17 protein-coding genes are annotated in these 21,427 nt (G+C 70.4%); 8 read left to right on the top strand and 9 right to left on the bottom strand.

Annotated features, from left to right (window positions below; genetic code table 11):
- The first annotated feature begins 77 nt into the window (after positions 1–77).
- The gene (gene fdhD, locus ABZU76_RS25780) at positions 78–902 is read left to right on the top strand and encodes a formate dehydrogenase accessory sulfurtransferase FdhD (protein WP_220242912.1); all 825 of its coding nucleotides are present in this window, start codon (positions 78–80) and stop codon (positions 900–902) included.
- Between the two features lie 10 nt (positions 903–912).
- Here fdhD and ABZU76_RS25775 read toward each other — a convergent pair whose 3' ends face one another.
- Positions 913–2,274: a carotenoid oxygenase family protein gene (locus tag ABZU76_RS25775; RefSeq protein ID WP_354873870.1), complete on the bottom strand. Its 1,362-nt coding sequence runs from the start codon at positions 2,272–2,274 to the stop codon at positions 913–915.
- 306 nt (positions 2,275–2,580) lie between these two features.
- On the opposite strand from ABZU76_RS25775, the gene ABZU76_RS25770 reads away from it, so the two are divergent.
- On the top strand, positions 2,581–3,471 hold the full coding sequence (locus ABZU76_RS25770) for an alpha/beta hydrolase-fold protein (RefSeq protein ID WP_354873868.1): 891 nt from the start codon (positions 2,581–2,583) through the stop codon (positions 3,469–3,471).
- Between the two features lie 118 nt (positions 3,472–3,589).
- Here ABZU76_RS25770 and ABZU76_RS25765 read toward each other — a convergent pair whose 3' ends face one another.
- The 6 genes from ABZU76_RS25765 to ABZU76_RS25740 all read right to left on the bottom strand — a co-directional run bounded on the left by ABZU76_RS25765 (position 3,590) and on the right by ABZU76_RS25740 (position 8,988).
- Positions 3,590–4,003 carry a hypothetical protein gene (locus ABZU76_RS25765; protein WP_220242915.1) on the bottom strand — a complete coding sequence of 138 codons (414 nt, stop codon included), beginning with the start codon at positions 4,001–4,003 and terminating at the stop codon, positions 3,590–3,592.
- A gap of 77 nt (positions 4,004–4,080) precedes the next feature.
- Positions 4,081–5,376 carry an ATP-dependent Clp protease ATP-binding subunit ClpX gene (clpX, locus tag ABZU76_RS25760; RefSeq protein WP_354873866.1) on the bottom strand — a complete coding sequence of 432 codons (1,296 nt, stop codon included), beginning with the start codon at positions 5,374–5,376 and terminating at the stop codon, positions 4,081–4,083.
- A gap of 233 nt (positions 5,377–5,609) precedes the next feature.
- On the bottom strand, positions 5,610–6,263 hold the full coding sequence (locus ABZU76_RS25755) for an ATP-dependent Clp protease proteolytic subunit (RefSeq protein WP_220242917.1): 654 nt from the start codon (positions 6,261–6,263) through the stop codon (positions 5,610–5,612).
- Positions 6,264–6,288: 25 nt separating this feature from the next.
- The gene (locus ABZU76_RS25750; protein WP_220242918.1) at positions 6,289–6,888 is read right to left on the bottom strand and encodes an ATP-dependent Clp protease proteolytic subunit; all 600 of its coding nucleotides are present in this window, start codon (positions 6,886–6,888) and stop codon (positions 6,289–6,291) included.
- 141 nt (positions 6,889–7,029) lie between these two features.
- Positions 7,030–8,418: a trigger factor gene (gene tig / locus ABZU76_RS25745; RefSeq protein WP_354873863.1), complete on the bottom strand. Its 1,389-nt coding sequence runs from the start codon at positions 8,416–8,418 to the stop codon at positions 7,030–7,032.
- Between the two features lie 138 nt (positions 8,419–8,556).
- Positions 8,557–8,988 (bottom strand): TetR/AcrR family transcriptional regulator, encoded by a 432-nt coding sequence (locus ABZU76_RS25740; protein ID WP_354873861.1) that lies wholly within the window; start codon positions 8,986–8,988, stop codon positions 8,557–8,559.
- 306 nt (positions 8,989–9,294) lie between these two features.
- Here ABZU76_RS25740 and ABZU76_RS25735 point away from each other — a divergent pair, with 306 nt between their 5' ends.
- Positions 9,295–11,361: a fatty acid desaturase gene (locus ABZU76_RS25735; RefSeq protein WP_354873859.1), complete on the top strand. Its 2,067-nt coding sequence runs from the start codon at positions 9,295–9,297 to the stop codon at positions 11,359–11,361.
- Positions 11,362–11,399: 38 nt separating this feature from the next.
- A complete protein-coding gene (locus ABZU76_RS25730; RefSeq protein ID WP_354874196.1) occupies positions 11,400–12,188 on the top strand; it encodes a fructosamine kinase family protein in 789 nt (262 codons plus the stop codon).
- Between the two features lie 455 nt (positions 12,189–12,643).
- On the opposite strand, the gene ABZU76_RS25725 is transcribed toward ABZU76_RS25730, so the two are convergent.
- Positions 12,644–13,180, bottom strand: a complete 537-nt coding sequence (locus ABZU76_RS25725) for a hypothetical protein (RefSeq protein WP_354873857.1) — start codon at positions 13,178–13,180, stop codon at positions 12,644–12,646.
- Between the two features lie 172 nt (positions 13,181–13,352).
- Between ABZU76_RS25725 and ABZU76_RS25720 the strand changes: the two genes are divergently transcribed.
- A complete protein-coding gene (locus tag ABZU76_RS25720) occupies positions 13,353–14,843 on the top strand; it encodes a HAMP domain-containing sensor histidine kinase (RefSeq protein ID WP_354873855.1) in 1,491 nt (496 codons plus the stop codon).
- 508 nt (positions 14,844–15,351) lie between these two features.
- Positions 15,352–17,214 carry a glycosyltransferase family 39 protein gene (locus ABZU76_RS25715; RefSeq protein WP_354873853.1) on the top strand — a complete coding sequence of 621 codons (1,863 nt, stop codon included), beginning with the start codon at positions 15,352–15,354 and terminating at the stop codon, positions 17,212–17,214.
- Here ABZU76_RS25715 and ABZU76_RS25710 read toward each other — a convergent pair.
- Positions 17,189–17,782 (bottom strand): hypothetical protein, encoded by a 594-nt coding sequence (locus ABZU76_RS25710; RefSeq protein WP_354873851.1) that lies wholly within the window; start codon positions 17,780–17,782, stop codon positions 17,189–17,191. The two genes, ABZU76_RS25715 and ABZU76_RS25710, sit on opposite strands and share 26 nt — an antisense overlap.
- A 400-nt stretch (positions 17,783–18,182) precedes the next feature.
- On the opposite strand from ABZU76_RS25710, the gene ABZU76_RS25705 reads away from it, so the two are divergent.
- Positions 18,183–19,493, top strand: coding sequence for a bifunctional glycosyltransferase family 2/GtrA family protein (locus tag ABZU76_RS25705; protein ID WP_354873849.1), 1,311 nt, complete (start codon positions 18,183–18,185; stop codon positions 19,491–19,493).
- Positions 19,490–21,334, top strand: a complete 1,845-nt coding sequence (locus ABZU76_RS25700; RefSeq protein WP_354873847.1) for a glycosyltransferase family 39 protein — start codon at positions 19,490–19,492, stop codon at positions 21,332–21,334. The genes ABZU76_RS25705 and ABZU76_RS25700 overlap by 4 nt, the downstream gene beginning before the upstream one ends.
- Positions 21,335–21,427: the final 93 nt, after the last annotated feature.

Genomic DNA, 21,427 nt, shown 5'->3' with positions numbered 1-21,427 from the left:
TTGTTCCCCGACGTTGCATCGGCTGGGTGTCGTAGATCGTCTGCGCACGTCTTCACAGGCCGTTGAAAGGTGGACAGATGGGCAGGGTGACCGTGCGACGGCCGGTGCGGAGGATTTCCTCGACCGGCGAACGTCGTCGCCCCGACTCACTGGCGGCCGAAGAGCCGTTGGAGATCCGCGTCGGCGGCAAAGCACTCGCTGTGACGATGCGCACTCCGGGTCACGATGTCGAGCTGGCCCACGGCTTCCTGTTGTCGGAGGGCGTGCTCGGCTCCCGTGAGGACATCGCGGCCGCGCGCTACTGCGACGGCGTCGACGACCAGGGCCGCAACACCTACAACGTGCTCGACGTGACACTCGCGCCCGGAGTGGCACCTCCGGACGTCGGCGTGGAGCGCAACTTCTACACCACATCCTCGTGCGGCGTCTGCGGCAAGGCCGCGCTCGACGCCGTGAAGCTGAAGAGCCGCTTCTCCCCCGCGGACTCGCCGTTCGAGGTGAAGACCGACGTGCTGGTGAAGCTCCCGGACACGTTGCGGGAACAGCAGAAGGTGTTCAAGTCCACCGGCGGGCTACACGCGGCCGCACTGTTCACTCAGGACGGTGAGCTCGAGGTCGTGCGCGAGGACGTCGGGCGGCACAACGCTGTGGACAAGGTGCTCGGGTGGGCCCTGCAGGCCGGTCGGATACCCGCGCCCGACTGTGGGCTGCTGGTCTCCGGCCGTGCCTCGTTCGAGCTGGTGCAGAAGGCGGCGATGGCCGGAATCGGTCTGCTCGCCGCCGTGTCCGCTCCGTCCTCTTTGGCCGCCGAGCTGGCCGAGGAGAACGGGATGACGCTCATCGGTTTCCTGCGTGGCGACAGCATGAACCTCTACACGGGCGATCAGCGGGTGCTGACGTAGGCCGTTCGGTCTAGCCGATCGGCACCCAGTTGCCGTGGAAGCCGTGGGGCACGCGGTCGGGCAGGTGCACGGCCGCGACAGGCTCGAGCGTTCCCGCGTCGAGCAGCGTCAGGTCGCTGCGCTGGGTGGCCGCGTCGAAGACGAAACCCATGAGCACGCCTTCGTCCTCGGCAGCGTCCACACGGGACGGAACGAACACGAACTCCCCGGGCACGCGGCCGGGGCCGAACCCGTGCCGCTGGGCGGTTCCGTTGCGCAGGTCGTGTTTGTAGACCGCGCCGGTGAGGTTCGAGAGCCCGTCCACGGCCACCGCGTAGCCGTAGCGGTGCGCGCGCCCGACGAGGCGCTCGTCGACGCGCGGGAACTCCTGCCCGTGCTCGTCGATCCGGTTTTCGAGGACCTTGCCCGCCGTGAGGTCGACGGTCCAGCGGTCGAGCGTCGGCTCACCTTCGGTCGGGCCGTGCACGCCGTGGTCGAACACCTTGGGGTGACGCACGACGTGGAGCACGACGCGGTCGCCGTCGTCGTAGGCGTTGAGCGGGTGGAAGACGTAGCACGGCGCGACGTCGAACCAGCGCACGTCGGCGTTGTCCCCGTCGCGCGGCATCACGCCGACGCGCGCCGGGTACTCGGGGTTCCAGCGGTACGGCAGTGAGCTCACGCCGCGGCCGGAGCGTGCGGTGACCGGGTCGGGCACGTCGACGTGGGCCGGCGTCTGGTTCGCGTCGAAGGTCACGGGCAGGTCGTAGAAGACGACGTGTTTTTCGGTGAGCGAGAAATCGTGCATCATCGGCCGGCCCGCCACCTCGATGTCCACGACGCGCCGCGCCCGCCCGTCGGTGCCGACGACCGAGTACCGCACGCGATTGCCGAGGCCGAACGTGTACGTGACGGCGTGCAGCTCGCCCGTGCCCGGATCGCGCTTGGGGTGGGCCGTGTAGCCGCCCGGCAGCGTCCCGTCGAAGTCGCACGCGCCGACGGTGTCGAGCTCCTCGGTGAGCTCATACGCCGGCAGGCCGCCCTCGATGAGTGCGAGCGTGCGCCCGGCGTGCCCGATGACGTTCGTGTTGGCCCCGATACCCATGTTCGGCGCCTCCGCCCCCTCCCCGAGCAACCCCGCGACGTGCGGCGTGCGGATCCAGCGGTTGCGGTACCACTCGGCCCGCCCGTCCCGCAGGCGGACGCCGTGGACCATGCCGTCGCCGAGGAACCAGTGGTAGCTCTCGGGGTCCTGCCGCGCGAGCGGGTTGGGCCCGTTGCGCAGGTAGCGGCCGTCGAGGTAGTCGGGCAGCTCCCCGGTCACCTCGAGCCGCGTGGCGGTGTGCTCGTGGGTGACGGGGGCGAAGTTGCCTTCGAGGAACTTGTTGGTCATGCGAGATCCTTCCATAACAGTGTTATTCATTGATAACAGAGTTATGGAACGGTCGCAAGGGCCGGGTTTCAGGACTGGCGCAGCGGGCGCGGACTCTGCACGATGATCGGTGGCGCCAGGCAACGCGCGGATGGTGAGCTGCGTCCAGGTGGGTGGGAGTTTCCTGCGGTGGTCTGGGACGGAGGCCGAGGTGGACGGACGGGTCGACCGCCGGGCCGCGCGCGGCGCCGTTTCCGGGGCCGAGGCCGCCGTGGGCAGCCTGAGTGCCCGCCGCGCGTCCGTCGCCGTCGCTGGGACGGAGGCCGGGTGAACGGCCGCGTCAGCCGTCGCACCGCGATCGCCGCCGGGGCCGCGGGCCTGGGCGTCGCGGGGCTCGCCGCGGCGACGGCAGCGGGGCTCACGCCTCTCGGTCAGGCGTTGCAGGTCCTCGGCGTCACCACCGACTCACCGGTCACCCAGGTCGGTTCGCTGCGCGTCGAGCGGGTGCACTCCGCCGCGAGGGGCCGCGACGTCGACCTCGTCCTCTTCCTGCCGAGCAAGAAGCCGCCGCTCGACCTGCCGATGTCCCTCATGCTGCACGGCCTGCACGGCAACGCCCGCAGCGCCGCCCCCAGCGGCCTGCTCAAACAGCTCGCCTCGGACGTCGCGCGCAAGGCCGTGCCCGCGCACGGCTACGTCGCCGTCGACGGCGGGGACAACTACTGGCACGAGGTCCGCCCCGGCGACGACCCCATGGCGATGCTGCTGGAGGAAGTCCCGCGCTGGCTCGCGGCCCGCGGCCTCGGCGGCGCGCACGGCCTGCCCTTCGCCTGCGCCGGCGTCTCGATGGGCGGCTTCGGCGCGATGGTCTACGGCCGCCGCCGCGCCGAGCGTCGTCAACCGCCAGAGGCCATCGCGGCCATCTCGCCGGCGCTCATCACGAACTGGCCCGAGATGGCCAAGCGCCACATCTTCACCGGCCAGACCGACTGGACCTCGCTCGACCCACTGCGCCACCTCACCGCCCTGCGCGGCATCCCCACGGCCCTCTGGTGCGGCACGGAGGACTCCTTCATCACCGGCGTCCGCCGCTACATCGCGGCCACCCACCCGGCCGTCGGCTACACGGCGAAGGGCATCCACAGCGACACGTTCTTCCACTCCGTCGTGCCGAGCCTGGTGAGCTTCGTCGGGAAGCACGTGCCGCGCGCGGTGTGAGGCAGCGGGCACGCTCCAAACGCGACGGACGCCCCCTTGAAGTCAGCTCCGCGCCACCAGCACCAGCACGACCAACCCGGTCACCAGCCCGCCCGCACTCAGCCGCGCAACACGAGCCTCAGGAAGACACCCACCGAGCCACCACCGAGATCAACCAGAACCCCACCATCGTCGCCAGCGCCGTCAGCAGCGCCCACCGCAGTTGCAGCCGACGGGTCTCCGCCACGCGCAGGAAGCGCAGGAAGTACCAAGCCAACGCGAACAACGGCAACGGGATCAGCGGCAACGCCGACAACCGCGTCCCCACCGCCACCAGGCAGACGACCGCGAAGACGGCCAGCATGATGTTGCCCGCGCGGTACAGCCACGGGAAGCGCGTCAGGATGGACGCGACGACTCGCTCGCTCAGTTCGACGATGCCCACCGACGGCGCATCAGTCGACGCAGGCGGAGGCGAAGTGGCCTCATCCTCGTCCGACACCGAGGCGGTGGTGTTGTCCCCTGGGGCTGCGGTCAGCGGCACGGTTGTCATCCTGTCCATTATCGCGCGTGCCGCGAACAGCCTGGCAGCGGACTCCCGCAAACGGCTCAAGCCGATCAGCTAACGGCTCAGGCCGACTTCTCACCACGCTCGCTGCGGGCCCGCCGGGACGGCTGCCGCGCGACGATCGTGGGGTTCACGTTCTCCCGCACGGTCTGCTCGGTGATCACGACCTTCGCCACGTCGTCGCGGCTCGGGATGTCGTACATGACCGGCTGGAGGACTTCCTCCATGATCGCGCGCAGGCCGCGGGCGCCCGTGCCGCGCAGCATCGCCTGGTCGGCGATGGCCTCGAGCGCCGTGTCGGTGAACTCGAGCTCGACGTTGTCCATCTCGAAGAGCTTCTTGTACTGCTTCACCAGGGCGTTGCGCGGCTGCGTGAGGATCGAGACCAGCGAATCCTTGTCCAGGTGGTTCACCGTGGCGACCACCGGGAGGCGGCCGATGAACTCCGGGATCAGGCCGAACTTGATCAGGTCCTCGGGCATCGTCTCGGAGAAGACGTCGCTGCCCTCGATCTCGGCCTTGGTGCGGATCTCCGCGCCGAAGCCGAGGCCGCGCTTGCCGACGCGCTCGTTGATGATCTTCTCGAGCCCCGCGAACGCACCGGCCACGATGAACAGCACGTTGGTGGTGTCGATCTGGATGAACTCCTGGTGCGGGTGCTTGCGCCCGCCCTGGGGCGGCACCGACGCCGTGGTGCCCTCGAGGATCTTCAGCAGCGCCTGCTGCACGCCCTCGCCCGACACGTCGCGCGTGATCGACGGGTTCTCCGACTTGCGGGCGATCTTGTCGACCTCGTCGATGTAGATGATGCCCGTCTCGGCGCGCTTCACGTCGTAGTCGGCGGCCTGGATCAGCTTGAGGAGGATGTTCTCGACGTCCTCGCCGACGTAGCCGGCCTCGGTCAGCGCCGTGGCGTCCGCGATGGCGAACGGCACGTTCAGCAGCTTCGCGAGCGTCTGCGCCAGGTAGGTCTTGCCGGTACCGGTCGGCCCGAGCATCAGGATGTTGGACTTCGCCAGCTCGACGGGCTCGTCCTTGGAGTCCTTCGGCCCGGCCTTGTCGTCGGCCTGGATGCGCTTGTAGTGGTTGTACACCGCGACCGCGAGCGTCTTCTTCGCGTCGTCCTGGCCGATGATGTACTGCTCGAGGAACTCGCGGATGTCCGCGGGCTTGGGCAGCTCGTCGAGCTTCACCTCGCCGGCTTCGGCCAGTTCCTCTTCGATGATCTCGTTGCAGAGGTCGATGCACTCATCGCAGATGTAGACCCCGGGGCCGGCAATGAGCTTCTTCACCTGCTTTTGGCTCTTCCCGCAGAAAGAACACTTCAGCAGGTCGCCGCCGTCACCGATCCGTGCCATGGCCGTTGACCTCGTCCCCTCCGGTGCGCGGTACGCACCTGACACTGTCTTGCCGCTCCGGCCCGAGCCGACTGCTTTCACACCGACCGGCCGAAGCTTCACGCACTGCCACTGACGGTACCCGTCCGAAGCCGCGAGCGGGAACACCCGGGTGAGGAGAAGGCACGTCAGAGGTCGACACTAGACCAGAGAACCGGTGCGTGTCGCCGATTCGACACGCACCGGTTCCGTGATCAGTTGGCGGAGGCCTTCCGGTACGGAAGGACCTCATCGATCAGGCCGTAGGCCTTGGCCTCGTCGGCGGTCAGGATCTTGTCCCGCTCGATGTCGGCCCTGATCTGGTCGGGCTCCTTGTTCGTGTGCTTCGCCAAGATGACCTCCATCTGGCGGCGCACGCGCTGGATCTCGTTGGCCTGGATCTCCAGGTCCGAGACCTGCCCGTAGGTGCCCTCGGTGGCCGGCTGGTGGATCAGCACGCGCGCGTTGGGCAGCGCCATGCGCTTGCCCGGCGTGCCGGCCGCCAGCAGCACCGCGGCGGCCGAAGCGGCCTGGCCGAGGCACACCGTGGAGATGTCCGGGCGGATGTACTGCATGGTGTCGTAGATCGCCATCAGCGACGTGAACGACCCACCCGGGGAGTTGATGTAGATGCTGATGTCGCGGTCCGGGTCCTCGTGCTCGAGGTGCAGCAGCTGGGCCATCACGTCGTTGGCCGACGCGTCGTCCACCTGCACGCCGAGGAAGATCGTCCGCTCCTCGTACAGCTTGTTGTACGGGTTGGACTCCTTGACGCCGTAGCTCGTCCGCTCGACGTACGACGGCAGGATGTACCGCGACTGAGGAGTCTGCGGAGCCCGGAAGTCACCCGGGAGCCGGTAATTGCTCATGAGAGGTCTCCTGTGTGCTTCGCGCTCAGTTGTTCGAGGTGATGCCGGCCGACAGCACATGGTCGACGAAGCCGTATTCCTTCGCCTCCTGCGCCGTGAACCAGCGGTCGCGGTCGCCGTCCTTGACGATCTGTTCCGTGGTCTGCCCGGTCTGCTCGGCCGTGATGCGGGCGAGCTCCTGCTTCCACTTGTTGTACAGATCCGCCTGGATCGCGATGTCGGACGCGGTACCGCCGACACCCGCCGACGGCTGGTGCATCAGGATCCTGGCGTGCGGGAGCGCGTACCGCTTGCCCGGCGTGCCCGACGAGAGCAGGAACTGCCCCATCGAGGCCGCCATGCCCATGGCGTACGTGGCGACGTCCGGGCGGATCAGCTGCATGGTGTCGTAGATGGCGAACCCGGCGGTGACCGAGCCACCCGGCGAGTTGATGTAGAACCGGATGTCGGACTCACCGTCGTCCGCGTCGAGCAGCAACAGCTGCGCGGTGATCCGGTTGGCGATCTCGTCGTTGACCTCGGAGCCGAGGACGACGATGCGCTCCTGGAGCAACCGCTCGAACACCGAGTCGGTGAGGGTGAGTCCGGAGGTGCCGGTCCGCCCCTCGGGCATGTGCTGCTTCACGTCTGCCTGCCTTTTCGCCGGCGGTGACCCTTCGTCGTGTCGGCCACCGCTGTCGTGTTCAGATGCTTGAGATCTTGCAACCGACCCTAACGAACTCGGGCGGTGCGGAATGCCCGACACCGCCCAAGTTCGCTTACAGCGTCACTCCGCAGGGGTCGCGGCCGCTTCCTCGGTGACCTGCGTCTCGTCGCCGGCCGGGGCATCAGCCTCGTCGGCGCCGAACAGCTCGGTGAGGTCGACCTCGGCGCCCGAGGCGTCCTTCACGGTCGTGCCCCGGACCACCGACGCCAGCGCCTTGCCGCGGCGCACGTCGGCGTAGATCGCGGTCAGCTGGCCCGACTGCTGGGCCCGCTGCACGTACTCGTCCGGGCTGACACCGAAGCGCTGGGCCTGGTACACGATGCGCTCGGTGAGCTCGCCGTCGTTGACGGAGGTCTTCTCGTTGTCGGCGATGGTGTCCAGCAGCAGCTGGGTACGCACCGCCTTCTCCGACTCCTCCTGGACCTCGGCGTTGAACTCGTCCAGAGTACGGCCTTCGGCCTCGAGCGCCTGGGCGAACTTCGCCTCGTCGTGGTCGAACGGGTGCACCGCGTCGTGCTTGCGGTTCTCGATCTCGGCCTCGAGCACCTTCTCCGGGATCGGCACCTCGGTGCGCTCCAGGAGGATGTCGAGGACCTTGTCGCGCGCCTGCACGCCCTGCTGCATCTTCTTCACGCGGCCGAGGCGCTCGCGAAGGTCGCTCTTCAGCTCGTCGATCGTGTCGAACTCGCTCGCGAGCTGCGCGAACTCGTCGTCGGCCTCCGGCAGCTCGCGCTGCTTGACCGACTGCATGGTGACGGTGACCTCGGCGTCCTGCCCGGCGAACTCGCCGGCCACGAGCTTGGTGGTGAAGGTCTTCGTCTCACCCTCGCTCGCACCGACGATCGCCTCGTCGATGCCGTCCACGAGCTGGCCGGAGCCGATCTCGTAGGACAGGCCGGTGGTGGAGGCCTCCTCCACCGCGGTTCCGTCGACCGTGGCCGACAGATCGATGGACACGAAGTCGCCGTTCTCGGCCGGACGCTCGACACCGGTCAGGGTGCCGAAGCGGGCGCGCAGCTCGTCGAGCTGCTCGTCGACCTCCGCGTCGGTGGTCTCGACGTCGTCAACGCTCACCTCGAGGCCCTCGAGGTCGGGCAGCGCGATCTCCGGCCGCACGTCGACCTCGGCGCTGAACTCCAGGACGTCGCGGTCCTCGAGCTTCGTCACCTCGAACTCCGGCTGGCCCAGCGTGCGGACCTCACCGGCGCGAACGGCCTCGATGTACTTGGCCGGGATGGCTTCGTTGACGACCTCGTCGAGCACCGGCGCACGGCCGATCCGGCTTTCCAGGACGCGAGCGGGCGCCTTGCCGGGCCGGAAGCCCGGGATGCGCACCTGTTCGGCGATCTTGCGGTAGGCGCGGTCGAAGTTCGGCTTGAGCTCGTCGAACGGCACCTCGACATTGATCTTGACTCGCGTCGGGCTGAGCTGCTCGACGGTGCTCTTCAAGGTCTTCTCCTCGAGCGGTAAACAATGGGGGTTGGACTGTCCCTCGGGACGGCCCCGGTCACCTGCCGACCGGGACAGCCGAGTCTAGGCCCTTGGCCTCACCGGACCTGGTCGGGGGCACCCGGACACCCCTCCCGATCAGCGGTCGAGCATCCGCCCGAGCACCCAGCGCACGCTCGTGGCCGTCCGCTCGACCGGCCCGCCGGGCTGCACCACGTGGCTGAGCAGGAGCCGGACGAACGTCTCGGCGAAGACGGACCACGCCTCTTCCGACAACCCGCGCTCCGGGTATTGCGCCCGCAACACGGGCGTCAGCGCGGTCACGGCGCGCTCCAGCACGGCCTGCGAACGCGTGGTGATGAGCGACAGCAACTCGTCGCCGTCCTGCCCGCCCAGCACGGTCTTGAGCAGCGGGTTCACGCGCGCGGCCGCCACGATGTGGCAGAACGCGGCGGTGACGCCCTCGGCCGCGTCGCCCGGGTGGCGCGCGACGATCTGCCCGACGGTGCCGGCGAGCTTGTCGGTCTCGCGCAGCACGAGGGCCTCGGCCGGCCCGGCCTTGGAGCCCACTTCGCTGTAGACGGTCTGGCGGCTCGCACGAGGTCGGCCGCGAGCCGGCCCATCGTGAGGTTCGCCCAGCCGCCGACGCACGTCAGCTCGGCCGCGGCCGCGAGCAGCCGCTCCCGCGAGCGCACGCGCCCCCGGGGACTCCTCGGCGACACCGGATTTCACGGGAAGTGAGCTCAGCGACGACGGCCTGCGCAGCCACTGACCAGGACGCACCCCTGAATCCGTGTCAAACCGATTTACAAACCCCGTGCGGTTGTCTAAGTTGTCACCGCTTGGCCAGGAGCGATCGACCGAGGAGACCGCTCGATGCCCGTCGTCGACAGCCGGCTCGGCGCCGGGGAACAGCCCGGGGCGCCCGAGCGCACCGCCGTGCCCAGTCCCCGGATCCCGCTCGCGCCCGCGTCCCTGCCCACGCTCACCCTGTTCGCGGGCGGTCTGGCGGTGTGGGGCACGGCCACCTGGCTCGCGTTGTGCGGCATCGCGCCACTGTGGGTGACGATCCCGCTGCACGCGCTCGTCACGTTCACGATGTTCACCGTCGCGCACGAGTCGGCCCATCACGCGGCCGGGAAGCTCACCTGGCTCAACGAGGTGCTCGGCCGGCTGGCGATGCTGTTCGTGGCGGCCTACGGCTCGTTCCCGTTCCTGCGCTTCATCCACCTCGAGCACCACCGCAACACCAACGCCGATGCGAGCACGGACCCGGACGCCTGGACTTCGCAGGGCCCGTGGTGGCAGCTGCCGTTCCGCTGGCCGACGATCGACTTCTGGTACGTGCGCTTCTATTCCCGTCGCGTGCACGGCCGCCCGCGCCTCGAGCGCGCGGAGACGCTGGTGGCGCTGGTGGCGTTCGCGGCGATGGTGGTGACCGTGGTGGCGTGCGGCCACGGCTGGGAACTGCTGGTGGTCTACCTCATCCCGCAGCGGCTGGGGCTCGCACTGCTGGCGTGGTGGTTCGACTGGCTGCCCCACCACGGTCTGGCGGAGAACCGCTTCGGCGCCACGCGGGTGCGCGTGGGGCTGGAGTGGCTGATGACGCCGATCATGCTGTACCAGAACTACCACCTGGTGCACCATCTTCACCCGGCGATCCCGTTCTACCTGTACCTGCGCGCGTGGAACGACAACCGCGACGCATACCTGGCGCGCGAAGTCCCCATCACCACGGCGTGGGGCCGCGAGCTGACGGCCGCCGAGTACCGCGCGTGGCGGCGGCTCACCGAGTGCTTCGAGAAGGAACCCGCGCCGGAACCCTTGCTGCGCGGGCCTCGGCGGTTCCACGCGCTGCGGGTTGTTTCCGTGGAACCGATCGCCCAGGACGCGGTGGCGATCACCTTCGACGTCCCCGAAGAGCTGCGCGAGACGTTCCGGCACGTGCCCGGCCAGCACGTGGTCGTGCGCACCACTGTGGACGGCACCGTGGTCCGGCGCACGTACTCCCTCTGCTCCCCCGCCGGTTCGGCGTCGTTGCGGATCGCGGTGAAACGCCGTGCGGGCGGCACTTTCTCGCCGTTCGCGACTTCGCAGCTGAAGCCGGGTGCCGTGCTCGAACTGCTGCCACCTTCAGGCGGGTTCACGCTTTCGCCGTGCCCGGACCGTTCGGCGCACTACGTCGTGCTGGCGGCCGGCAGCGGGATCACGCCGGTGCTGTCGATCCTGTCCAGCGCCCTGCGCGCGGAGGCCCACAGCCGCGCGACCCTGTTGTACGTCAACACTTCCGGCGCGACGACGATGTTCGCCGACGAGATCAGCGCGCTGGCCCGCGAGTGGGCGGGCCGGCTGCACGTGGTCCACTTCCGCACCGACGAACGCGATCCGGACCTGCACGCCCACCGCCCGGTGCGGCACTTCGACACCGTCGGCGAGGCCCTCGCGATCTCCCACGAGCGCTACCGCAGCGGCCGCCTCGACGCGACCCGGCTGCGCGCGCTGCTGCAGAACCGCCTTCACCCGGCCAAGGTCGACCAGTGGTTCCTCTGCGGCCCGCGCGGCCTGCTCGACATGGCGCGCCGCACCCTGCGCGAGGCCTACGTCCCCGACGAGGACGTGCAGTTCGAACTCTTCGCCGGCGCCCCGGCGCGCAGCCCGGAAGGTGCGTCGGCCGCCCTGTCGGTCACCGTCGGGCGGCACGTGACGGACATCGTGACGCAGCCGGGCGAAACCGTGCTGGACGCTTCACTGCGCGCCCGGCTCGACGTGCCGTACTCCTGCACCGGCGGCGCATGCGGCAGCTGCGTGGCGAAGCTGGTGCGGGGGCGCGTGGACATGGATGTGCAGTACGCGCTCACGGAGGCGGATGTGGCGGACAACCGGATCCTGACGTGCCGGGCCCGCCCGACGACGCCTGCGCTGGCGGTCGACTACGACCGGTGAGCGCTGCTGACGTTGTTGCCCGGCTGACCGGCCTTGAGGTGGTGCGTACGCGCTCGTCGGGTTCTCTGGTGGAAGCCGAGCTGGCCGACGGGTGGGTGGTGGTGAAGCACGCACCCGGCGCGGCTGTCGCCGAGGCCGCGGGGTTGCGGTGGCTGGCTTCGGCTGACGCGGTCTCGCTCGTCGGTGTGCGTGGCTTTGACGACGAGTGGCTGGTCCTCGACCGGATTGCGACTGCGCGTGCGACGGTTGCCGCGGCGCGTTCGTTCGGGCTGGGTTTGGCCCGGTTGCATTCGGCCGGGGCGCCGGCTTTCGGTTCACCACCTCCGGGTGGGCCGGTGGAGGCGCGGATCGGCCTGGCCCCGATGGCGAATGTGACCGGCGCCGAGTGGTCGCGGTGGTACGCGGAGCAGCGGGTCTTGCCGTATGTGCGGCAGGCGGTGGACTCCGGGGTGCTTGACGTTGCCGAGGCTGGCGTTTTCGAACGGGCCTGTTCGCGGTTCCCGTCCGTTGCCGGGCCTGCGGAGCCGCCTGCGCGACTACACGGGGACCTGTGGAACGGCAACGTCTTGTGGACGTCGGGCAGCGTCTGCCTGATCGACCCGGCCGCCCACGGTGGGCACCGCGAGACGGATCTCGCGATGCTCCATCTGTTCGGCTGCCCGCATTTGGCCGAGGTGATCTCGGCTTACGACGAGGCCACGCCACTCGCCGCCGGCTGGCGCTCGCGGGTGCCGATGCATCAGCTGTTCCCGCTGCTCGTGCACACCGTCCTGTTCGGACGTTCGTACGCGGCGCAAGCTCTTGCCGCCGCCCGGGAACTGCTGTGACGGCGGGCCCTCGGGTGCTCCTGACTGGCCCTCGCCAGCTGCTCGCACCGCTTACGGGTGCTTTCCTGTCGACGGTCTTGCTTCGCGCAAGCGCTTGCCTCAGCCCGTAACCACTGCGACGACGGGCTGCCAATCGCTTGCGACCGGCGTCCCGCTCAGCCGTTCCCGCCGCTCGCACACCGCCCTCTTGAGCAGTGTTGTGTCGCGCGAGCCTTGACCGCGGCGCAGGAACTTGCCGTGACGGCGACCGCTGCCGATTGGCGTTCGCGCTGCCCGCACACACCGCCCTCAGCGGCAGTGTCGTGCCGCGCGAGCCCTGGCCGCAACACAGTAACTGCCGTGACGGCAGGCCATCGATCGCTGCCGGCAGGCGTTCGCCCAGCAGTTCCTGCCGCCCGCACACCGCCCCGTTTGCGCGGTCGTACCCGGACCAAGCCCGACCGCAGCCCGCGGAACTACTGTGACGGCGGGCCGTCCTTCGCTTCCTCGACCGAGGTGGCGGTGGCCGTGTCTCCGGAAGTGGTGGCGACGATGGTGACCTTTTCGCCGTTGGTGATGCCCGTCGCGGTGGCCGAGTCGATCGTGTAGATCTTGGTGAAGCCGTCGTCGCTCTGGGCGGTGAGGGAGGTGGCGGACAGGGCGGTGACTTTGCCCGTCTGGAGGAATTTCGTCACGTAGGCGCCGCTGTCGTCGGCGGCGGTGAACTCGCCGTGCAGGGCTTGGCCGAGCGCGCCGGCGCCGCCGGGGCCACCAGCGCCGCCCGGACCGCCCTGGCCGGCGCCGGCGCCCGCACCCGGGCCGGCGGCAGTGGCCGTGCCGGAGTCGACCGAGCTGCTCGCGATCCAGATCGCGGCGCCGCCACCGACGGCGACCGCCGCGGCGACCCCGCCCGCGACCCACTTGCGCCGACGATTCGGGCCGGGGTTCGAGCTGCCGGGAGTGCCACCCCAAGCGGGCTGGGCAGGGTCCTGAGTGGACTGTTCCGAGGTCATCACATGCTCCTTCGACTGGGGAATCGACCACCACCATCGAGGCGAACCCTGTGCCGGGACTGTGGCCGTGGTCAGCCCGACCTGTGACCCCGACTTTTCGGACACCCGACATCACAGCGGGCTCACAGGCAGCACACATGCGGCCCACACCCGGCGCCCCCACGCTCGTGTCATGACTCAGCGCGCGAGGACCCGCTTCGGGCGGCTGTCGTTGCGCGCGAAGCTGACCATGGCGATCGTGGCGCTGTTGTCGCTGGTGTGCCTGGTGATCGGGGTGGTGAGCGAGTTTGCGTTGCGGGCGTTCCTCATCGACCAGACCGACGGGCAGCTCTACGCCGCCGCCGGCCGGGCCCAGGACTTCGCGACGCACGGCGGGCCGCTGGGCGGCCACAACCCACTCGACGCGCCCGGGCAGGGCGCCGGCACCGTCAACGCCCACTTCTCCGGCGGCCGGCTCATCGACGGCGGCTCGCTGTCCCAGCACGGCCAGCGCGTCACGCTCACCGACGACCAGCTCGCGGCCCTGCAGAGCCTGCCCGCCGACGGCCGCGCCTACACCCGCACCGTCGGCGACCTCGGCGACTACCGCCTCACCGCGACGCCCATCCCCGACGGCGTGGTCGTCACCGGCGTGCCGCTCGAGCCCGTGCAGCAGACGCTGCTCACCGTCGGCCTGATCCTCTTCGGCGTCGCGGCCGCCGGCGTCACGGGCGCGGCCTTCATCGGCGCCTTCGCGGTCCGGCGCACTCTCCGCCCGCTCGACCGCGTCGCCGCGACCGCCGCCCGCGTCTCCGAGCTGCCGCTGGACCGCGGCTACGTGGACCTCTCCGTCCGCGTCCCCGACGGCGACACCGACCCCCGCACGGAAGTCGGCCAGGTCGGCTCCGCGCTCAACCTCATGCTCGGCCACATCTCCGCCGCGCTGGAAGCGAGGCACGCCAGCGAAATGCGCGTACGCCGTTTCGTCGCCGACGCGAGCCACGAGCTGCGTACGCCCCTGGCCGCCATCCGCGGCTACGCCGAGCTCGCCGGCCGCGGCCGCATGCACGTGCCCCCGGACGTCGCCCGGTCCATGACCCGCATCGAATCCGAAGCCGACCGCATGACGACGCTGGTCGAAGACCTCCTGCTCCTCGCCCGCCTCGACGCGGGCCGCCCCCTCGACGTCGGTGAGGTCGACCTCGCCCGCCTCGTCGCCGACGCGGTCGGCGACGCCCACGTGGCCGGCCCCTCGCACCGCTGGGAGCTGCGCCTGCCCGACTCCCCGGTGCTCGTGCTGGGCGACGTCCAACGCCTCCACCAGGTCCTCGCCAACCTCCTCGCCAACGCCCGCGTCCACACTCCACCAGGCACCACCGTCGTGACGTCCCTCGCCCGCTCCGCCGACGGCACCGCCGTGATCACCGTCACCGACAACGGCCCGGGCATCCCCCCGGACCTCCTCCCGGCCGTCTTCGAACGCTTCGCCCGCGGCGACTCCTCCCGCTCCCGCGCCGCCGGCTCGACGGGCCTGGGCATGGCCATCGCGGCCGCGGTGCTGGTGGCCCACCACGGCACCATCGAGGTGCACAGCATCCCCGGGCGCACGGAGTTCGCGGTCCGGCTGCCGGTCACCGTCCCGGCCCAGCGCACCGAATCACCTGTGGCACAGATCGAAGCCTGACGGCCCGGCGGCCATCCACCGCCGACGCCCCGGCATGTCCGCGCCTGCAAGCGGTCCACCTCGCCACGACCATCGCGGCCGCCGCGCTCGCGGCACACCACGGCGCCGTCGAAGCCCAGCATCCCCGGCGCACCGAGGTCTCCGCCGCTGCCGCGAAACACGCGTCCGCGAGCCCGTCGCGCAGGTCTACGCCTGACCGGGCGACGGACATCGTCGCCCGGCGATGTCCGGCCGCGTAGCGAAACCTCGTCGCCCGAGGAATGCCGACCCCGAGTACGGCCAACGCGACGGCGCACCGCGGGTCCGTCGAGGTTCACAGCATCCCCGCCGCACGGAGTCCGCCTCCCAGTCGCTGTCCCTGACCCAGCACACCGGCGAGCCGGCCACGCAGGCCTGATTCCTACCCCTACCACCCGTGATGTCCGCTCACGCTGTGACATCCCGTCGCACAGGGCGCACACAGGGTGTCCACAAGGCCGGCCCAGGGTGGGGCGCCAGGGTGACTGTCATGACCGCAGTCGCGATTCCCGCCGCCACACCGAAGCGGGCGGACGTCACCCGGCCGCGATGGGTGCGGCCGGCGTTGGCCGTCCTGCTCGCGGGCACGGCGGCGCTGTACCTGGTGGACCTCAGCGCCTCCGGGTGGGCCAACGCGTTCTACTCCGCGGCCGCCCAGGCTGGCGCGCAGAGCTGGAAGGCGTGGTTCTTCGGGTCCAGCGACGCGGCCAACGCCATCACCGTCGACAAGACCCCCGCCGCCCTGTGGGTGATGGGGTTGTCGACGCGGCTGTTCGGCGTGAACGCGTGGAGCGTGCTCGTCCCGCAGGCGCTGATGGGGGTCGGGTCGACGTACCTGCTCTACGCGACCGTCCGCCGCACTTCCGGAGCCGCGGCCGGACTGCTGGCGGGGACGATCCTGAGTCTCACCCCGGCGGCCGCGTTGATCTTCCGGTTCAACAATCCCGACGCGCTTTTGGTCCTGCTGCTCATCGCCGCCGCCTATTGCACGGTGCGGGCGAGCGAGACGGCCGGCCCGAAGTGGCTCGCGCTCGCGGGGGTGGCCGTCGGGTTCGGGTTTCTCGCGAAGATGCTCCAGGCGTTCCTCGTGCTGCCCGCGCTGGGCCTCGCCTACCTGATCGCCGCGCCGACGCCGCTGGGCAAACGCTTGCTCCACCTCGCCGGCGCACTGGGAGCCGTCATCGTGTCGGCCGGCTGGTACGTCGCGGTAGTCGCGCTGTGGCCGGCCGCGGACCGGCCCTACATCGGCGGTTCCCAGGACAACAGCCTCCTCGGCCTCACCTTCGGATACAACGGCTTCGGCCGCATCACCGGCGACGAGACCGGCAGCGTCGGCGGCGGACGCGGCGGCGGCTGGGGCACCACGGGTCTGTTCCGCCTGTTCGGCAGCGAAATGGCCGGCGGTATCGCGTGGCTGCTGCCCGCCGCGCTGCTCGCGCTGGGGGCCGGCCTGTGGTTCACGCGCCGGGCACCGCGCACCGACCAAAGCCGCTCGGCGCTCGTGATCTGGGGCGGCTGGCTGCTGGTGACGGCGATCGTCTTCAGTTACATGGGCGGCATCATCCACCCGTACTACACGGTCGCCCTGGCCCCGGCCGTCGCCGCGCTCGTCGGCACGGCCGCGGTCCAGCTGTGGCGCCTGCGCGACGACCCCGCCGCGGCCGGCGTGCTCAGCGGCGGCCTCGCGCTCACGGCCGTGACCTCCTATGTGCTGCTCATCCGCGAACCGTCCTGGCAACCGTGGCTCGCGCCCGCGATCCTGGTCGCCGGGCTGCTCGCGGCCGTGGCGGTGTTCTTCGTCAACCAGCTCGGCCGCACCGCCACACGGGGGCTCGCGGTCCTGGGCCTGGTCACGCTCCTGGCCGCCACCGGTGCGTACACGATCGCCACGGCGGCTACTCCCCACAGCGGCGCCATTCCGTCGGCCGGACCGTCAGTAAGCCGCGGCTTCGGCGGCGGAGGTTTCGGCGGCCCAGGCGGAGGCGGCCGCGGTATGGCCGGCGGCCTCCTCGGCACCGCAACCCCCGGCCCGAACCTCACCGCACTCCTCCAGGCTCCCGGCCACACGTGGACAGCCGCCACCGTCGGCTCCAACAACGCCGCCGGCTACCAGCTCGCGAGCAACCTCCCGGTCCTCGCCGTCGGCGGTTTCAACGGCACCGACCCGTACCCGACCCTCGCCCAGTTCCAGCAGGACGTCCACAATGGACAAATCCACTACTTCCTCGGCGACGGCCTCACGATGCAAGGCAGCACCGGCAGCGACTACGCCCAGCAGATCGCCACCTGGGTCGCCGACAACTACCAGGCGACCACAGTGGACGGTGTCACCGTGTACGACCTGACAACCTGAGATAAGCCTCGCCCCGCGGCGAAATCCGGTACCCCACCTCGAGCGAGAGCGTGAGGCCCAGGTCCTTCAGCTTGCGCACGGACCGCTTGAACACCAGCAGCTCCTCCCACCCCAGCTGCCCGGCCAGCGTCCCCGCCCGCAGCCCAGGGTTCGCCGCGATCGCCTCCAGCGCGGCCCTCGTCCACGGGCCGTCCGGGCCACTGGCATCGAACCTCCGCAACCGCGCGGAAATCGCCTCGACGTCCGTACCCGACAACGCCGCGTCGGCCGCCAGCGCGTCCCGCGGATCCCCGCCCCGCACGACGTGGAACGACACCCGGTACAACGGCACCGACTCGTCGCCACGCAGGTTCGAAACCAACTCCGCCAGATCCGCGTACCCGGCCGCCACGGCGTCCTCGTCCGTCAGATCCGCGACGGTCACCTCATCGACGTGCTCCACCTCGATCAGGTCGACACCCGTCCGGTACCGATGCCCGGCGATCGCCTTGTTGCGCGCCCACCTGCGCACCATCACGGTCACGCGCCCCGCGTGGATGCCTTCCCGCAGCCGTGCCTCGAACAGCATCCGCCCATCCTACGAGCACCGTCCGACATCTCACGAATCTCCGACGCCACTCTCACGGCCGCCCCGAAGATGGCGGCATTTCCAGCCCTCCGCCCGCGCCGCCCCACAGAGACAAACCCCCGCCCTCCCTAGGCAGTACACCGGGGCGCCCTCGTCCAGTATATCGCCCCCCACCGACATAAAACGTGCCCGCGCCGGAATGGGACAGAGCTGTCCACAACTCGACCCTGCTGTGGACAACTGGCGATTGCCACGCAGCTTCGGCCGCACGGCGCCGTGCCTGACAACCCCACCGTGGCAACCCCCAGCCGTTCAAGATCACCCGATAGAGCACCGACCCACAGGCGCCCCACAGCAATGCCACAACCCGGCCAAAGCCGGGCGCCGAACGATGGCTCCCATGAACGCCACCGCACCCTCCCGAAACGGAGCCGAAAACGGAGCGAAGGCCGCGGGAGCACCGGCACAAGTGCCCCAGCCCCGGCCCGGGTCGACGCCCGTCGGCCTCGGTGGGCCGCAGCCGGTGCTCGACGTCGTGATCCCGGTGTACAACGAGGAAACCGACCTGGAGCCGTGCATCCGCCGGCTCCACGCGCACCTCGAGGAGCACGCCGGCTACGCCTACCGCATCACCATCGCGGACAACGCGAGCACCGACAAGACGCTCCACGTGGCAGAAACCCTCGCGAGAGAGTTCGCCGAGGTCGAGGTGCGCCACCTCGACGAGAAGGGCCGCGGCCGCGCGCTGAATGCCGTCTGGTCCACTTCGGACGCCCAGGTGCTGGCCTACATGGACGTCGACCTCTCCACCGACCTCGCCGCCCTGCAGCCGCTCGTGGCCCCGCTGCTCTCGGGACACTCGGACCTCGCCATCGGCAGCCGGCTCGCACGGGGTGCGCGCGTCGTCAGAGGCCCCAAACGTGAGTTCATTTCGCGCTGCTACAACCTCATCCTCAAGAGCGCGCTCGCCGCCCGGTTCTCCGACGCGCAATGCGGCTTCAAGGCCATCCGCGCAGACGTCGCGCGCCGCCTTCTCCCCCACGTGCAGGACACGGGCTGGTTCTTCGACACCGAACTCCTCGTCCTCGCGCAGCGCTCGGGCCTGAGGATCCACGAAGTCCCGGTCGACTGGGTCGACGACCCCGAGTCGTCGGTCCACATCGTCAAAACGGCCACCGAAGATCTCAAGGGCATCGTGCGCATCACGCGCGCCACGTTCACCGGCGAGATCCCCGTGCACCGCCTGCGGGAGCAGCTCGGCCGCGAGCCCATCAGCGTCACCGCGCCCGGCGTCTCGCCCAGCCTCGTGAAGCAGCTCGTGCGCTTCGCCACCGTCGGAGTCGCCAGCACCGCCGCGTACCTGCTGCTGTTCCTCTTGCTCCGCAACGGAATCGGCTCGCAGCCCGCGAACTTCCTGGCCCTGTTCGTCACGGCCGTCGCCAACACCGCGGTGAACCGGCGCGTCACGTTCGGCGTCCGCGGCCGCGGCGGCGCCGGGCGCCACCAGTTCGAGGGCCTGATCGTGTTCGGCCTCGGCCTCGTGCTCACCAGCGGCTCGCTGGCCCTGCTCAACCACACGACCCACCCCGGGCTCGTGCTGGAGACCACCGTGCTCGTGCTGGCGAACCTCGCCGCCACGGTGCTGCGCTTCCTGTTGCTGCGCGGCTGGGTGTTCAACCCCCGCCGGCGCCCGTCCGAGGAGACCCCATGACCGCCACTCTCGCCGTCCCCGCCAAGAAGAACCCGATACACCGCAAGGAAAACTCGCCGCCCTGGGTCCGGCCGGCCGTGTTCGGCCTCCTCGCGCTCACGGCCGTGCTCTACTTCTGGGACCTCACCGCCTCGGGCTTCGGCAACTCCTTCTACGCCGCCGCCGTGCAGTCGGGCACCCAGAACGTCGAAGCCTGGCTCTTCGGCTCCCTCGACTCCGGCAACGTGATCACCGTCGACAAACCACCCGCCGCCCTCTGGGTCGGCACGGCCTTCGCCCGCATCTTCGGCTTCTCCAGCTTCACGGTGCTGGCCCCGCAGGCGCTCATGGGCGTCGCGTCCGTCGGCCTGCTCTACCTCACGGTCCGCCGCGTCTCCGGCCCCGTCCCCGGCCTCCTCGCCGGCGCCGGCCTCGCGCTGACGCCCGTGGCCGCGCTGATGTTCCGCTTCAACAACCCCGACGCCCTGCTCGTGCTCCTGCTCATCGCCGCCGCCTACTTCACCGTGCGCGCCGTGGAGAAGGCGAGCCCGATGTGGCTGGCACTCGCCGGGGTCGCCGTCGGGTTCGGCTTCCTGACGAAGATGATGCAGGCCTTCACGGTGCTGCCCGCGTTCGCGCTCGTCTACCTCGTGGCCGCGCCGACGTCGCTCGGCAAACGCCTGCTGCACCTGCTGTACGTGGGCCTCGCGGTGCTCGTGTCCGCCGGGTGGTTCGTGGCGCTCGTCGAGATCTGGCCCACGGCCTCGCGCCCCTACATCGGCGGCTCCACCGGCGATAGCCTGTTCGAACTCGCCGTCGGCTACAACGGCCTCAGCCGCATCTTCGGCGGCGAGGGGCCCGGCGGTGGCGGCGGGTTCGGCGGTGCGGGCGGCGGCAACACGATGTTCGGCGGCAGCAGCGGCCTGGGCCGCATGTTCGGCGCCAGCTTCGGCACGGAGGTGTCGTGGCTGCTGCCGGCCGCGATCATCGGGCTCGTCGCCGGCCTCTGGTTCACCCGCCGCGCCGCCCGCACCGACCGCACCCGCGCGGCCATGCTGCTGTGGGGCGGCTGGCTGCTCGTCACGGGCCTGGTGTTCAGCCTCATGAGCGGCATCGTGCACCCGTACTACTCCGTGCAGCTCGCCCCGGCGATCGCCGCCGTGGTCGCGATTTCCGGCCATGCCCTGTGGCGCGGCCGGACGAACACCGCGCCACGGGCGGTGCTCGGCGCGATGATCGCCGTGACGGCCGTGTGGAGCTTCCTCCTCCTCGACCGCACACCCGACTGGTTCCCCGCGCTGCGGTGGATCATCGTGGTGCTGGGTGTGCTCGTCGCGACGGTCGTGGTCGTCGGCGTGCCCCCGCTGCGCAAGGCGCTGGTGGTCCTGGCCGCGGCGAGCGTGCTGACGCTCGGGCTCGGCACCGCCGCCTACGCCGTCGACACGGCCGCCCAGCCCCACACCGGCTCGATCCCGACGTCCGGCCCAAGCACCGGAGGCTTCGGCGGGTTCGGCGGCGGGGGTCCCGGTGAAGAGCAGACGAGCAGCGAGCTCACCGCGCTGCTGGCCAAGACCACCACTAAATGGGCCGCCGCCACCACGGGCTCGCAGTCGGCCGCGAGCCTGGAACTGGCCAGCGGCAAGTCCGTGATCGGCATCGGCGGCTGGGATGGCAGCGACCCGGCGCCCACGCTGGCGGAGTTCCAGCAGTACGTGGCCGACGGCCAGGTCTCCTACTACGTCGACGGCGGACCCGGCGGCGGCGGACCCGGCGGCGGCTCCAGCGAGATCACCGAGTGGGTCGCGACGAACTTCACCGCCACCACCGTCGGCAACTCGACCGTCTACGACCTCACGAAGTAGGCCGGACGCAGAGACCACCTCGCCCAGTGCGAGGTGGCCTCTGTCTGTGCGAAGGCAGCGCGTGAAGTGGTGGTTTAGGCCAACAGGGGAAAA

This window comes from Amycolatopsis sp. NPDC005232, assembly GCF_040607795.1.
Taxonomy (GTDB): Bacteria; Actinomycetota; Actinomycetes; order Mycobacteriales; family Pseudonocardiaceae; genus Amycolatopsis.
Note: the sequence above shows the minus strand (reverse complement) of the source record. Positions and strands in the feature narration are given on the sequence as shown.

Coding starts and splice junctions, on each gene's coding strand:
- ABZU76_RS25720 (WP_354873855.1), top strand. CDS start 13,353: ATGACTCAGCGCGCGAGGACCCGCTTCGGGCGGCTGTCGTTGCGCGCG.
- ABZU76_RS25705 (WP_354873849.1), top strand. CDS start 18,183: ATGAACGCCACCGCACCCTCCCGAAACGGAGCCGAAAACGGAGCGAAG.
- ABZU76_RS25710 (WP_354873851.1), bottom strand. CDS start 17,782: ATGCTGTTCGAGGCACGGCTGCGGGAAGGCATCCACGCGGGGCGCGTG.
- clpX (WP_354873866.1), bottom strand. CDS start 5,376: ATGGCACGGATCGGTGACGGCGGCGACCTGCTGAAGTGTTCTTTCTGC.
- ABZU76_RS25725 (WP_354873857.1), bottom strand. CDS start 13,180: ATGACCTCGGAACAGTCCACTCAGGACCCTGCCCAGCCCGCTTGGGGT.
- ABZU76_RS25715 (WP_354873853.1), top strand. CDS start 15,352: ATGACCGCAGTCGCGATTCCCGCCGCCACACCGAAGCGGGCGGACGTC.
- ABZU76_RS25700 (WP_354873847.1), top strand. CDS start 19,490: ATGACCGCCACTCTCGCCGTCCCCGCCAAGAAGAACCCGATACACCGC.
- ABZU76_RS25755 (WP_220242917.1), bottom strand. CDS start 6,263: ATGAGCAATTACCGGCTCCCGGGTGACTTCCGGGCTCCGCAGACTCCT.
- fdhD (WP_220242912.1), top strand. CDS start 78: ATGGGCAGGGTGACCGTGCGACGGCCGGTGCGGAGGATTTCCTCGACC.
- ABZU76_RS25735 (WP_354873859.1), top strand. CDS start 9,295: ATGCCCGTCGTCGACAGCCGGCTCGGCGCCGGGGAACAGCCCGGGGCG.
- ABZU76_RS25765 (WP_220242915.1), bottom strand. CDS start 4,003: ATGACAACCGTGCCGCTGACCGCAGCCCCAGGGGACAACACCACCGCC.
- ABZU76_RS25775 (WP_354873870.1), bottom strand. CDS start 2,274: ATGACCAACAAGTTCCTCGAAGGCAACTTCGCCCCCGTCACCCACGAG.